The following is a 14,213-nucleotide window of genomic DNA, read 5'->3' as shown; positions in this document are numbered from 1 at the left end:
AACGCCTGGCGTCTGGATGCCGCATATGCAATGCACGGCACGGGCAATATGTGCGACGCGACCGGAGAGAATCAGGGAAATGGAACGCGACAGTTTCAGGCCGTTGATCTGCCAAAGAAGCGGCATCGAAGCCGTGGAGGCGGACACTACGTTCGCCTTTGGCCGACACACCCACGAACAGTTTGGTGTGGGTCTGATCGAGCGCGGCGCACAGAAATCGGCGAGCGGCCGCGGTCTTGTCGAAGCCAGCGCGGGTGACGTCATCACGGTGAACCCCGGTGAAGTGCACGACGGGGCACCCATCGGCGACGGCGGACGCTCATGGCGAATGCTGTATATCGATCCTGCAATCGTTGCCGAGCTGGCCTTGGACATTACGGAAGGCCGCAAAGGAGCGGCTTGCGAGTTCAGCCAACCGACAGTCCGCGACCCACGGCTCGCAGCGCAATTCGTCCGGCTTTTTCGGGCAGTGACGGGCAACGTTGCCGACCCGCACGGAGTCCGGGCAGAGGAGACCTTACTGCTCGTACTGGCGGGCTTGCTCCAGCCAGCAGCCGCCACACACCGGTCCATTCCGGCCCGCATTGCGTCAGCCCGCGCCCTGATCGACGACGATCCCATGGGGCTGGTGACGCTCACGGCGCTTGCAGACGAAGCCGGACTGAGTCGCTATCAATTCCTGCGCGCTTTTGCGAAAGCGACCGGCCTAACGCCCCACGCCTACATCCTGCAACGTCGCATTCATCACGCACGCCAGTTGATCCGCCATGGCGCGCGCCTCGCCGAAGCAGCAGCGCAGAGTGGTTTCTCCGATCAGAGCCATATGACGCGGCTGTTCGTCCGTAGTTTTGGCATGACGCCGGGTGCGTATGCCACGGTAGTTCGCTGACCGGGCTGCATCTGCAATTTTGTTCAAGACCGGCCGGCCGCACGCGTCGAGAATCGAGGCTCAATCTCTTTCCCGGCGTGAGGCACCCTCTTGCTAACTCTCCTTTCACCCTCTCCAACTCTCGACCTTCCAGCGCGATATATACACGTGCGCGTGCTTTACGCATTCATGACGGAGGGGCGATGAGTATCGAATTTCTGGTCACGTCGCTGATCGTCGTAGCTTCGCCCGGAACCGGCGCACTCATCACTGTGAGCGCTGGTTTGTCGCGCGGGACGCGTGCAGCAATCGTCGCGGCTTTGGGCTGCACGCTCGGCATCCTGCCGCATATGGCGGCCGCGATCACGGGTCTGGCAGCGCTCCTGCATGCGAGCGCTGTCGCGTTCTCGGCGATCAAATATGCGGGCGTCGCCTACCTGCTCTTCATTGCATGGAAAACAATTGGGGAGAAAGGACCGTTGAAAATAACGCCCGACGGCCCCACACGCGACGACCGGGAGATCATCTTGAACGCCATCCTCGTGAATATCCTCAATCCCAAACTCTCGATCTTTTTCTTCGCATTCCTGCCGCAATTCATCGATCGTGGCGAGAACCAGCCGGCGCTTCGCATGCTGGAACTATCACTCGTCTTCATGGCGATGACGTTTGTTGTGTTCGTGGCATACGGCGCTTTCGCAGCGAGGGTCCGTGACCGCATTCTTTCCCGGCCCGATGTTCTCAAGTGGATGCGGAGAAGTTTTGCTGCCGCATTCGTGGGGGTGGGCGTCAAACTTGCCTTGGTGCAGCGGTAGGTTTCCTGTCCCGACATGACGTAGAGGTTTAGATACCACGATCTATCCGCACGCCGGGGTTGCAGACGCGCGGTCGTCGCGTCTGGTTGCATGGGTCCCCTATGAGAAACGCATCCGGCCAACGCCGACCAGGAACGAATTTACGACCCGGCACTCGCGACGGTCTGAAACTTAATCAAATAAGACTCTAATTGTGGTCATCGTCAAGTTGCATGTAGAAGTCGCGTGTCGTGTGCGCTACATCACGGCTGAACACCTTCGAGCGCGCGTCAAAGAAGAATCGCACGAAGGCCATCACGGCGACCTGCTTGTCGCGACCCGGCGTGATATTGATGTCCGCCAGCGCGCCAGCCTGCGCATGCGGCGAGAGCTTGATGGTGCCGGCCAGTTGCGCATGCGCATAGGGACCATGATCGTGACTACCCGCACAGGTTTCGCTCAGCAGCGACTGTCCAAGTGACGCATCGAGTCCAGCGGCTGCGAACGCCTGCGTCGCAATCGATCTCCCCGGAAAACAGGACACGGTATCTTGCACACTATCGTTCCAGCCGCCTTCCAGCGCTGCCCGCCACTGGAAATTTCGACCCTCCTCAGAAAGCATCTGCACCGCAGCGCCCGTCGCTACCGACCATTGCGGACTGTAGTACCCGCCTTGGCCAGGTACATAGAAATTTTCGTTGCGGCGATACCCCAGATAGTGGAGAGCAGGCCCGGCGCTGAAATAGTCAAAGCCGGGTACGCGCAGATCGTAGTCGGCGGAGAGATCAGCAGTCACGCCTTCGTTGCCCACGACGTTCGTTCCCGTCAACCACTGATACTCGGCCGCGCTGCTTACACTCCAACGCGGCAAGATCTGCCAGCGCGCACTCGCGCCGCTCGCCATACGGCGCACTGCGCCCCAACTCCAGTCGGTGCCCGGCAGCGTCTGGCCGCGCCACGACAGCAGCGAATCACGCACCGGGTCGACGCCGACCCACGCGCTCCACGCGCCCCACGGTCCTTGCTGACCGACGCGCGCCTGACCGTCGAGCATCACGCCCGTCGGCGGCCCCTGGGTTGCACCGAACGACACACTCCAGTCGATCCTGCGGTCGCCGCCGAGCTTCACGACATCGGCCATCATCCCCTGCACTTCCTCGCCGCTCACCGAGCCGCCAAACGGAATGGCCGCATAGCGGTTCAGCTGGTTCTGCGCCTCCGAGGCGCCGGAGCTGCACGAACCGTCGGACGACACCTGCGCTGAAGTACAGCCCTGCGGAAATTTACCCGGCAAACGCTGGCTAAGCGATGCGCTGCCCGAACTCAGGAACAACTGCCGATAGCGCAATTCAAATTGCTGTGTGCCGTTGATCCATTCCGCGCGCGTCTCCGGCGCAATGGTATTGAGGCGTCCCTGTCCGGCCGCGCCGATATGGTCCGACCACGTGAGGCCCGCCGCCACCGAAGGCGAATCGATGCCGGTGAGATCGGCGGGCACATAGCGCGCGATACGCTGCGCGTCGTCCGCACCCTGCGTAGCCGCGTCGAGTTCGGCCTTCGCGGCGATAAACGATTTGTCGTAATAGAGCCGTTGCGCCGCCAGTGCATGCGCGTAGTTGCGCAACGGACCGGGCGTGCCGGGCAACGCATCCTCCACGCTCTTGCCTTGCGCCGCGAGCGCGAGTGCGAGACCTTCCGCGCTGTCGTCGTCGCGGCTTTGCAGATAGCGTTCGCGGAAGATCTTTTCCGCCTGTGCATAGTGCTTCTGGCTGTAAAGGGTCCAGCCACGCAACACGCCGGTCGAGGCTTCATCGACGCCGAACGAAGCGGCCATATCCAGTTCGCGCAGGCTTTCGTCATAACGATGCTGCCGGTATGCCTCGTTCGCGCGCGCCATGGCGATCTGGCCGCGCAGCTTGCGCGCGCGTGGATCGGCCGCGACAGCGGGCGGCGTAAGCAGGGCGTCGGCAGACTGAAGGTCGCCTCGCGACAGTCGCGCCTGAGCGAGTCCAATCGTTGCGTCCACATCATTCGGCGCGAAGCTCAAGGCCGTCTCGAACCAGTTGGCGGCGTCGTCGGGGCAATGTTGCGCGAACATGAGCCAGCCCGCCTGGGTCGCCGCCTTCACGTCACGGTTGGCGCGAATAGCAGGTGCGAGTGCGTCCAGTCTTCCGCCAATGCTGGGATCGTCAGGCGGCAATGCAGCGAGCACGGCCAACTCGCGCTGGTAGCGCAGTCGTTCGAAGGCAAGATCCGTATCGCGGTCGCGCGTGCCCTTCTGCGCTTCCAGCTGAATCAACTCATCGGCTTGCGCAGCAGGTAACTGCCGCTGCGCCAGATAGAGCGTCGCAATGCGGTTGCGCGCGGGCTCGCAGGCGGGAATCAGCGTTCGATAAAGCGAGAAAACAGCACGCGTATCGCCCGCCTTCGCAAAAATCTCAGCCGCTTTCCATGCGCGGTCAATGTGCGCGCAACCAAATTCATCGGGTGCACGTGCAAGCATGTCACGCAGTTGAGTGACGTTGCCACTGAGCGCAACATCGATATCGTGGGCCTGCTGCCGGCGCGTACGCTCCGCCACGAGTGCAGCGCCAGGCTGCCACGTCGTGAATTGATGTTCGATACGCTCGACTTGCGCGTCGAACGCATCCAGGCGGTCGGCCTTGAGCAACGCCCACAGCGGACGTTCATCGGGAGCCGAAGGAGCTAAAGAGACCGCGGGCGACGCAGCCGCCGTGTCTGTAGCCGCATTGCGGCTGGCATCTGCACTTGCCTCGCTCGCCGGCAACACCGGCACGATCAGACTCTGCTGGTCGCTGCGCCCGATACGCACGCCGCCGTTTTGCGCGCCCTCGCGCGCAATTGCCTGCTGTTGCGTATGCGCAGCGGTCTCCGCGCCCGTGGAGGACGCCCCTTGTGCGGCGCCGCGGTCAATGGCCAGCAGATTGTCCTGCCCGGCATAGGCAGCACAAGAGAGCGCGGTCGACAACGCCGCGCCCCACCATTTCCAGCCGCCGCTCGCGCGCTGTGCGCGCGCGTCAGTCCTGCGAACCGCCATGGTGCTTCCGATGACGGCGACGCAGCAGCACGGCGGTCAGCACAGCCAGTAACGCGAGCAAAGCCAGAAGGGCCGCGTAGCCCCACCACGGATGCCGCGAGAACTCGAATCCCACGCGGTCATAGGTCGCCAGGCTACCGACGTCGTAACGCGCACCGCTGCGGCCAGTCCAGAGATCGGGACTATCGAAGCTCAACTGACTCACGTCGCCGTCGAGATTATTCCAATAGTTCGGCTCGATAATGCGGCGCACACCATCTGCCAGCTGGTCGGGATTCGCCGCCGTAAATGCCGTCACGGTACCGCCGTTGCCGCCCTTGTACTGCATCACCAGCAACTGGTCCGAGAGCGGCGCATTGGCGTCGAGCACTGAAGTCGAAGGCGGCGCCCCCGCGTCGCCCGAGTTTCCGCCGAAGCCCGCGCGCATCAGACGGCTGAGTGTGCCGATGTTTTCGTGCGCGCGCGGAGCGGGAATGTCAGCGTCATCGGGTTGATACGCGAGCTTCATCACATGACCCGGTTGCCACGGTGCGCCATCCCAGGCCGACCGGGCAAGCGCGCCCACACTGCCGATAACAATCGTCTGGCGTCCCTCGTCGGGCTTGCCGGCTGTCACCTGCGCGGCGGTCAGCGGCCAACGTTGAGTTTGCGCGAGCTTGCCCAGCAGGCTCCATGCGGCCGCAATCGTGTGGTTGTCGGTCGCGCCCACCTGTAATGCAAGGTCCGCGCCATCAGGACTGACGGTATAGGGGAAACCGCTTTGCGCGAATCGGCGCAGGTCGGGCATGGTCGTGAAGTGCGACGCCGGAGGCAGCGTGATCGACGAATCGTCGAACACAGTGAGCAACAGGTTGCGCGTCTCACGCAGCATGCAGTGATCGCTGAGCAGCGGCACGAGCACCGGACGCAACGACAGCACGTTGGCGCCCGGGCGGAAGCTGCGCAGCGGAACGTTCACGCGATAGTGACGCAGCACCGCACCCTGTTGCTGGTCGAGCGCAATGACCTGCTCGAAACGGCCATTCAGATAAACGTTGAGCACCGAGTCCTGGCGCATCTTCGCGCCTTCGGTAAAGTTCAGGTCGAGCGTGACCTGCGCGTCTTCAGGTGCGTAGATGTCCGCAGGCAGTAGCACATCGAGATCGATCTGATCCGTGCCGCCGAGCGTGCGCGACACGAAGCCGAGCGAGCGGAACGTGTGCGGATTCGTGCCAATGAGCGTGCGACGCGCGGCGTATTGCGCGATACGCGCTTCGTCAAGCGTATTGATCGACATTTCTGCCAGATGAGGCAGCACGAACTCCGGATGAGCGAAGCTGCGCGCGGCCAGTTGTACCTGCGCATCGTCCATGCCACTCACGACCAGCACAAATCGGCGCGGATCGTCAGGCTTGGGGTAGATGCCGAGAAACGCGCCCTTGATACGCGCGGCGACATCGGCGGACAGATAAGGGCGCAGCGCATCACGCGTGCCGAACAGCAGCACATCGGTGCTCGCCAGTCTGGCAAGCGACAGCCCCGGCAGCACACCGCCCCCCGTGCCCGCCTGGGCATCCTGCACGCGTAGCGTCGGCGTGAGATAGCGCAGGCGCAATGCGGCGCCTTCTGCAAGCAACGCGCCGGTGCCCAGCGCCGCGTCGCCGTCCGGATGCTGTGCAGCGACGATGGCAAGCGCGCGGCCCTGTTGCTGCTTTGGATCGATCAAGTCCGGCAGATCGGCCAATTGCGGCGTGAGGGGCTTGAGTTCCGTCTGCAATTGCAATGTCGAGGCGTTGGTATCGATCTCGGACCAAAGCTCGGGCGAATCCGGGTCTTCGCAGTTCTCGGTCGAATGTTGAGCGGCAACGAAGGTCAGTGTGTTATAACCGGGGCGCAACAGGTCGGCTGGCACGCGCACATCGGCGGTGAGCTCCGGTTGGCGCGAAGAAAGCTGCATCTGCGCGATAGTACGGCCGTTCACGCGCACCGCAAGCGCGGATCGATCACTCAATAAGGATACCGAATTGGTCGCAACCAGATGAAGCACCGCCGAATTCACCTTCTCGCGCGCCGATAGGGGTACGCTCAACGAGCGCTCGCCAGATTCGCCGACGAGCCGTATCGGTCCCGCGAGATTACCGAGGGTCGCGAGCGTGACAGGCTGCACAATGGGCGTTGACACTGCGGGCGTTGAGGACGCGACAGAGGGCACCGGCGAGGCAGTCGTCGAGTCGGCACCCGCTGTCAAGGCAAATACGGGCCGCGCAGCAAACGTCGCGAGCACGAGAAAAGCGCAAGCCGTGGCGCGTAGGAAGGAGGTGAGCGTCATGAACGGGACAGGTGCGAAGAGAGAGAGCTTCGGAGCGCGCGCGACGAGGCACGCAGTTGACGCAGCATGAATGCGGCCATGCCGACGAGGAAGAAACGGTAATGCCCGAACGCGTGAACCGTGCCGAGATAGACGACCATTGCGAGGCTGCGCAGAATGCCGATACGACGGTTACGGCTCTCCCGGAAGGCACGCCAGCGCGCGCTATCGCCGTAGACCAGCGCAACACGCTCGGACAGACCTTCGACGCTGGCATCCGAGAACTGCGCGCCGACCGAATGCGTGCCGTCTGGTGAGGCAAAGATCATCCGCAGCGAAACCGGAATGCGGCTCATGCGCGCCCGTGCCGCGTTGAATACTTCGAGCACAGCGGGCGTGCTGGTCGAAAGCGGCGCTTCCGAATCGGCAGCAAACCCCAGTTTCACCCCACCCGCCGACATATCGACGATCCGGCAATCCAGTCCGCCTTCCACGCCTTCGATATGCAGTTTCGCAACCAGATCGGTTGGAATACGCGGTGTCGCGCGGCGCTGCTTGCGCTCGTAAAGCACGCCGATGCAGGCATTCAGCAGCACGAGGTTCAGCACGCTCCAGCCGAGCGATGCGCCGATCACGTCCGCGTGAGGTGCGCCATGCACGAGTTTCCAGACTCCCACGACCGCCGACGCCAGCACGCAGAGATAAACCACATAAAACGGCCCTGCGAGTTCGGAGATCGAGTCCTGCTCCATCTGCTCGCCCTTGGGCGTGACATTGAACGTCGGTGCGCGCGGCTTCGCCAGCACCGAGATCACACCGCGCAGCGAAAACATCGAGACCAGGAGTTCGTAGACCTCGGAAATCAAGGTCCAGCGATGACGCCCGAACAGATAGTCGGTCGTGAGAATCGCGCCAATCATCTGCGGTAGCCCGTACGCGAAGAATTGCGGAATCGTCGCGTGATAGAACTGCAAACCAAACAGCAGATACATGGCGGGCGCCACCAGAAACACCACGCGCGCATAGCAGAAAAACCAGAAGAACGCGTTCGAGAAGTAGCAGATGCGCTGCGGCAGCGAAAGTCCCTTCATCGCCAGCGGATTGCGCAGCAAAAGCAGCTGGATCATGCCCTGCGCCCAGCGCACGCGTTGCACCACGAAACTCGCAAACGTTTCCGGTTGAAGCCCGGAAATTAGCGGCTCATTCAGATACAAACTCCTGTAGCCGCGCGCATGCAGCGTGAGCGCGGTCTCAGCGTCTTCTGTAATCGACTGGCCAGTAATGCCGCCGATCTCCATCACGCAGCGCCGGCGCAACACCGCAGCCGATCCGCAAAAAAACGAGGCGTTCCAGAAGTCCAGGCCAGGCTGGATAACCGAGTAAAACATCTCGCTCTCGGGCGGCATCTTGCCGAACAGACCGAGGTTCTTTTCCAGCGGATCGGGGTTGGTGAAAAAGTGCGGAGTTTGCACGAGGCAAAGCTGCTCGTCGCGCTGAAAAAAGCCGACCGTCTTTTCGAGGAAATCGGCCGTCGGCACGTGATCGGCGTCGAAGATAACAACGAGGTCGCCCTGCGTTTGATCGAGCGCGGCGTTGATATTTCCTGCCTTCGCATGCTCGTTGCGTACGCGCGTGAGATACCGGCCGCCATGACGCTCGCACATGGCGCGCAACGCCTGCGCGCGCGCGAGCGCATCGGCAGCCTTGGTTGCGTTGTTCTGCGAAAGCTTTTGCTGCGTGCCGCCGTCGTCAAGCAGATAGACATTGAAGCGTCCACGCGGATAACGCATGTCGAGCGCCGCACGCAGCGTCGTCTCGAGCAACTCGGGCGATTCGTTGTAAGTGGGAATAAACACGTCCACGGACGGCACGGGTCCGTCACTCGTAATGAGCGGCGCTACCCTGCGGTCAAGCGGACGGCTGTTGACGAACAGGCCGATCGACGCGACAACAATGCCGTAAATCTCCGCACCATATAACAGCATGGAAAAGGTGAAATCCGCCAGTCCGTAGTAGTCAAGCGTCGATGTCGTTCGCCAGTAGAGATAGCGAAACGTAAGGAATGCTGAGCAGAGGAGGAAGAATAGCCGGACGTGCTCGAAGCGACCGGTTCGTCGCAACAGGATCATGACCGCGAGCACCGAGTACGACAGTGTGAACTGGGCGCTCAGATCGATCTTGAGCGCCACCACAAGCGCCACAGCCACAAGCGTAAGGCACCACGCAAGCGCGACGCCCCATCCCCGTAACGACAACCGGGAGGACGCGCCGGGATGCGGCGGTAATCCGCGCGCCTCCCCGGCTCCCTCCGTTTGCTTACGCGCGCTCGCGCTCGAAACCGTATCGACGAGTTTTTCCACAATTATGCGCAAACGCAGCGGTAAAAATGGCTTGAAACAAACGTACCGAGATTTAAATAACGGAAAAATATACCTGACAAATATTCTTTCATTGCCTTTCCGTGATCTCGACGTTCGGTTAATGGCCGATCAGAAAAAACCAAAGCGGATTATACGTATAACTCGGGTCAAATGTATCCTGTTCAATTCATCGAAATTGCATGACGTGGTGATGACAACAGCACTCTCGCAAAGCAATGAAATGTGACCGGTACGTTCGTCTCACGCGCGCTGCCTACTCCGTTAGGCGCCATGCATGGCGGAAGATTGGACTCAAAATTACCGCATGAACTTGCAGGGCTTTCATTCAATTCAATTGGGAAAAATTTCCGACAAATCTGAAAGCGATTCCCCCTCGCAACTCTCCGTCTATCACTCAACAACCATCATTGGCAGTTTCCTTGGGCACAAGAAGTCATGTGGACCTTGTGTAAATTCGCTACTACAGCGAGTGAGCAACAATTGCCGATATAACCCGACATCAGTAAGGTTGGCGATCTTTCGCAAGCTATCGCGAACTCTGGACAAGTGCCAGCCCATCGAAAATGACCGCACTAGTTGTAGTGAGCCAGCGCGGCGGCGAGCAGCACCTCGTCTCGTAGCAGTTTCCCGGTATGATCGGCTGGCACGCGGGGACATTCATGGGAACAACGCGCATGATCCAATCGATTCGTAGAGGATGCCAAGGCCTGCGCCTGGCAAGGCAGCGCGCTGTGGCTGTCGCGACGGTGCTTGCCGGTAGCGTTGCGTTTTCGTCGGCCCAGGCCCAGGAGCCCGTGCCGGGCGCGCTACAGCCCGCGGGCGTGACCCACGCGGTGGCTTCGCTCAAGGCATCGGGCGTGCAGATCTACGTTTGCAGGCGCGACGCCGCCAATCAACTGGTGTGGACCTTCCAGGCGCCGCAAGCTGATCTCTACGACGCCTCCGGCCAGCTCGTCGTCAGGCACGGTGCGGGACCGTCGTGGGAAGCGCTGGACGGCAGCCGGATCACTGGCAAGCTGCTGCAGCACGCCGCCAATCCCGACGATAGCGCGGCGATCCCAATGCTGCTCCTCGCGGCCACCAATGCAGGCGGCCCTGGACTCCTGAGCTCGGTGCACTACGTCCAGCGGCTCGCCACGCATGGCGGCGCGGCCCCCGCGCACGCCTGCGAGCACGAAGGCGAGGAGGGGCGTAGCCCCTATCTGGCGGAGTACGTTTTCCTCGAATGAACTGATGCGGGCGCACCTGTACTGTGGAAACGCGTCACAGCGCGTGTGCGGCCGCTGGCGCAGTCGACCTGAAAGCGAAATCGCACGCGGCGCTGCCCTTTGGACCGGCTTCGTCTGTTCAAATCAACAGCGACTATTCACCCACCGCCAGCGTGACCACAGGATCCCGCTACATCATTCATCTACAGCGGAAAACTAAACTGAACCCATAACTTGTCGCCTTGCGGACGATTACGTACGGCAAATTCACGCTGGTACTTCACGACAACCCCCGACGCAGGCCCCCACATATAGCGCAGTTGCGGCCCGAGCGCGACGGTCTGTGCGCGAAATCCGTCGGCGCCCACCCTTACGCCGTTCTGTGTGTCGTCGGTGAACTGCTTGAGGAATGTGCCTTGTACGCCAAGCTGCCAGCGCTGGCTAACCGAATAGCCAAGCAGATAATCGAACATGGCAACTGCTCCCGAGTGGTAATGGGTTGCATGATTCGGCGAGTTCATTTCCAGCAACGTAGTCGTCGATATTTCCCAATCGGGATGAGGAAACCACGTCACGCTCGCATAGGGCAGAAAGGCGTAGGTGTTAAGCCCGGTATTCGCAATCCGGTTGACCGAATAAGCGCCGCTCGGTACCGCAAACGAGGGTGAGAAAAACGCAAATAGCGTTTTCGACTGATTGGCATAACCCAGCATCAGGGGTTCCAGAATCATGTCGCCAGGCGATGCCCGGTTGCCAGTGCCGCCCGGCGTCGACAGACGGGTGTATAGAAGCGGTACGATCGTGCTGCTGGAGAGCGTGAACGGCCCCAGCGTCTCAGCCCATGTATGCACCACACGAGGCGTTTGCGCCACTACACTCAGATGAAAACCCGGAACGGCGCTGCCGCCGTCTGATCCCGCGAACTTGCTCGATGAATAGTAGAGCGAATAGTTGAAATACTGCGTGCTTCCCGGCGGCGGCAACATGCCATTCAATACCGTGTTGACGCCAAATGGATAACTGACCTGCCCGTTCTCAGTCGCATGAACTGGAAATGTGATCGCGGACGCGATCAGGCCTGCGCCAAGCAGGCGCAAATAGTTGGAATTCATGCTGTCTCCAGAACCCGTATTAGTTTGTTGTGCCTGGTGTCGCCCCTCAGCCGCTTCCGGCCAGTGAGGGGGATTGCCTCGATGCGCTTGCGGTGTGATTCCGTAATGATCGAGGCAGGCGCAATGTAGAACGAGTGCCGGTGGAGAAAAAGATATCCTGGGGGAGAACAGTTCTACACGAAGCGGAGAAATAACGGAGAAGGCGCCCAGGCGCCTCAAGGCATGATGATGATGATTACCTGATCAAACTAAAATGCACCGAAGTTACTAGGCAATCTCATTCCATCGCCGTGCAAGCCCGAGTTGTTCGAAACGCTTGATCAGGAATTCCGTGAACACGCGAATCTTCGCCGGTTGATGGCGTCGACTCTGATACGCGATGTTGATCGTGAGCGCCGGCAATTTCCAGTCGGTGAGAATGGGCACGAGTTTGCCGGCAACGATGTCGCCATGGATGATGTACAGCGGCTGAATCAGAATGCCGAGATCAGCCAGCGCCGCTGCGCGGATCACTTGTCCCTCGTTTGCGTCAAGCACGCTTTTGATAGCAACCGACTGACTCTTCGCGCCACGCTGGAAGTGCAGCACATACGGATCATTGGCGAGGTTGTAGACCAGCATGTCGTGCCCGGCCAGAGCGTCCGGCGTCATCGGCGTGCCGCGCCTGGCCAGATAGGCGGGAGTAGCGGCGAGCACGCGTCGCGTCTCGGCGAGCTTGCGCACCGTAATGCCGGAATCCGCCTCGTGCTCGCGCGTGCGAATCGCCACGTCGATGCCCGCTTCGATGAAGTCGGGATAACGATTCGCCGCGACGATCTGCACGTTCACGTCTGGATAGCGCTGATGGAATTCACGTAGCGCAGGGGCAATGTAAATCGAAGCGAATGACACCGAAGCTGTCACGCGCAGCGTGCCGGTGGGATTCACGGTTGCCTCGCTGACCGCGGCGTCGGCCTCGCTCAACTCGGCCATGATGGCAGTGCAACGCTTGTGATATTCGTGCCCGGCGTCGGTCAGCCACAAGCGGCGCGTGGTGCGCTCAATCAACCTCGCGGACAGTCGCTCCTCAAGCGCATTCAGACAGCGGCTTGCCGCGGCGCTGGACATGCCTAGCCGCTCGGCGGCTTTCGAGAGACTGCCCAGTTCGGCGACCTGCACAAAAAATTCGATCTGCGCCCACTTGTCCATCGATTTGATTTCTCCATCTAGCGGAGAACAAAACTCCGCAAAACCCTATTTTTTCCTTCCACAGAAGTAATTAATCTTACTCCTACAAGCCATTAAATGGCATCAGGAGACAATCAACGTGCGCAACATCAACGAAGACACCATCACACAGGCCGTGATCGCCGCGATGATGGACTGCAAAAATCCGCGGCTGCTGACGATCATGACCAGCCTCGTGCAGCACCTGCACTCCTTCGCACGCGAGGTCAATCTGACCGAGGCAGAGTGGGAACTGGCGATCCGCTTCCTGACTGAGACGGGCCATATCACCGACGATAAGCGTCAGGAATTCATCCTGCTGTCCGACACCCTGGGTTTGTCCACCCTCGTGACCGCACAGAACAACGCCAAGCCGTCGCCCTGCACCGAATCGACCGTGTTCGGGCCGTTTTTTGTCGAAGGCGCGCCCGAGTTGCCGCTCGGCGCCGACATCGCCAATGGCGCGCGCGGCGAGCCCTGTTACATCAGCGCCCAGGTACGCGGCCTCGACGGTCGGCCCGTAGCGAACGCTTCTGTAGACGTCTGGCAGTCGGACGAAGAAGGTCACTACGACGTACAGATTCCCGCCGCTTCCGGCGAGCACACGCATCGTGCGCGAGCCCACTTGCGCACTGACGCCGAAGGGCGCATCCACTTCCGCTCCATCGTGGCGGTGCCGTATCCGATCCCGCACGATGGTCCGGTGGGGCGCATGCTCGAAGCGCTGGGACGGCATCCCTGGCGGCCCGCACACCTGCATTTCATGATTGCAGCGCCCGGTTACGAGCGATTGATCACTCACATCTTTCGCGATGGTGGCCCCTACCTCGACTCGGACGCTGTGTTCGGCGTGCGCTCGACGCTGATCGCCGACTGGGTACGACACGAGGCGGGCTCCACGCCAGACGGATCGCAGTCCGAAGTACCTTTCTACACGCTGCAATACGACTTCGTGCTCAACCCCGCGGCGATCGACGAGGTGCAGGCGTGATCCGGCACATCGTAATGTGGCGCCTCGCTGGCGAGACCGCAGATGAACAGAGGCAGGCACGCGAGCGCGTCAAGCAGGCCTTCGAAACGCTGCGCGGACGGATTCCCGGTCTGCGGGACATTGAAGTCGGCATCGATCTGAGCGCGGCGGCCTACGCCTGCGATGTCGTGCTGGTGGCGGATTTCGAATCGCAGCAGGCCCTCGACGGCTACGCCACCCATCCCGAGCACCTGCGTGTGCGCGAAGAACTGGCGGCGCTGCGCATCGCGCGGCACCAGGTCGATTACCAGCGTCTTTGAGACCGGAGC

At 61.2% G+C, this 14,213-nt stretch carries 11 protein-coding genes; 6 read left to right on the top strand and 5 right to left on the bottom strand.

The window, feature by feature from the left end; translation table 11 throughout:
- The first annotated feature begins 79 nt into the window (after positions 1-79).
- Together F3J17_RS02040 and F3J17_RS02035 are read left to right on the top strand one after the other, a co-directional pair.
- Complete coding sequence (locus F3J17_RS02040) at positions 80-889, top strand: AraC family transcriptional regulator (protein WP_167053291.1); 810 nt, start codon at positions 80-82, stop codon at positions 887-889.
- A gap of 182 nt (positions 890-1,071) precedes the next feature.
- Positions 1,072-1,683 carry a LysE family translocator gene (locus tag F3J17_RS02035; protein ID WP_167053289.1) on the top strand — a complete coding sequence of 204 codons (612 nt, stop codon included), beginning with the start codon at positions 1,072-1,074 and terminating at the stop codon, positions 1,681-1,683.
- A gap of 187 nt (positions 1,684-1,870) precedes the next feature.
- Here F3J17_RS02035 and F3J17_RS02030 read toward each other — a convergent pair whose 3' ends face one another.
- From F3J17_RS02030 to bcsA, 3 genes are all read right to left on the bottom strand, one after another.
- Positions 1,871-4,720, bottom strand: coding sequence for a cellulose synthase subunit BcsC-related outer membrane protein (locus tag F3J17_RS02030; RefSeq protein WP_167053287.1), 2,850 nt, complete (start codon positions 4,718-4,720; stop codon positions 1,871-1,873).
- A complete protein-coding gene (locus tag F3J17_RS02025; protein WP_345891113.1) occupies positions 4,701-6,881 on the bottom strand; it encodes a cellulose biosynthesis cyclic di-GMP-binding regulatory protein BcsB in 2,181 nt (726 codons plus the stop codon). Before F3J17_RS02025 ends, F3J17_RS02030 begins: the two co-directional genes overlap by 20 nt.
- 143 nt (positions 6,882-7,024) lie before the next feature.
- Positions 7,025-9,214, bottom strand: coding sequence for a UDP-forming cellulose synthase catalytic subunit (gene bcsA, locus F3J17_RS02020; RefSeq protein WP_345891112.1), 2,190 nt, complete (start codon positions 9,212-9,214; stop codon positions 7,025-7,027).
- Here bcsA and F3J17_RS02015 point away from each other — a divergent pair.
- Both F3J17_RS02015 and F3J17_RS02010 read left to right on the top strand, forming a co-directional pair.
- Complete coding sequence (locus F3J17_RS02015) at positions 9,186-9,614, top strand: hypothetical protein (protein ID WP_167052570.1); 429 nt, start codon at positions 9,186-9,188, stop codon at positions 9,612-9,614. The two genes, bcsA and F3J17_RS02015, sit on opposite strands and share 29 nt — an antisense overlap.
- A gap of 505 nt (positions 9,615-10,119) precedes the next feature.
- Positions 10,120-10,617: a DUF3455 domain-containing protein gene (locus tag F3J17_RS02010; RefSeq protein WP_345891111.1), complete on the top strand. Its 498-nt coding sequence runs from the start codon at positions 10,120-10,122 to the stop codon at positions 10,615-10,617.
- Between the two features lie 182 nt (positions 10,618-10,799).
- On the opposite strand, the gene F3J17_RS02005 is transcribed toward F3J17_RS02010, so the two are convergent.
- Both F3J17_RS02005 and F3J17_RS02000 read right to left on the bottom strand, forming a co-directional pair.
- Entirely contained in the window at positions 10,800-11,708 is a 909-nt protein-coding gene (locus F3J17_RS02005) for a transporter (protein WP_167053278.1), read from the bottom strand.
- A 267-nt stretch (positions 11,709-11,975) separates the two neighbouring features.
- Complete coding sequence (locus F3J17_RS02000) at positions 11,976-12,896, bottom strand: LysR family transcriptional regulator (protein WP_167053276.1); 921 nt, start codon at positions 12,894-12,896, stop codon at positions 11,976-11,978.
- A 118-nt stretch (positions 12,897-13,014) separates the two neighbouring features.
- On the opposite strand from F3J17_RS02000, the gene F3J17_RS01995 reads away from it, so the two are divergent.
- Positions 13,015-13,905, top strand: coding sequence for an intradiol ring-cleavage dioxygenase (locus tag F3J17_RS01995; RefSeq protein WP_167053274.1), 891 nt, complete (start codon positions 13,015-13,017; stop codon positions 13,903-13,905).
- On the top strand, positions 13,902-14,204 hold the full coding sequence (locus F3J17_RS01990; protein ID WP_167053272.1) for a Dabb family protein: 303 nt from the start codon (positions 13,902-13,904) through the stop codon (positions 14,202-14,204). The genes F3J17_RS01995 and F3J17_RS01990 overlap by 4 nt, the downstream gene beginning before the upstream one ends.
- Positions 14,205-14,213: the final 9 nt, after the last annotated feature.

Origin of the sequence: Burkholderia sp. Ax-1719, assembly GCF_011753055.1 — a bacterium.
Taxonomy (GTDB): Bacteria; Pseudomonadota; Gammaproteobacteria; order Burkholderiales; family Burkholderiaceae; genus Paraburkholderia.
The sequence above is the reverse complement of the archived record's forward strand: the minus strand, read 5'-3'. Positions and strand labels throughout refer to the sequence as shown.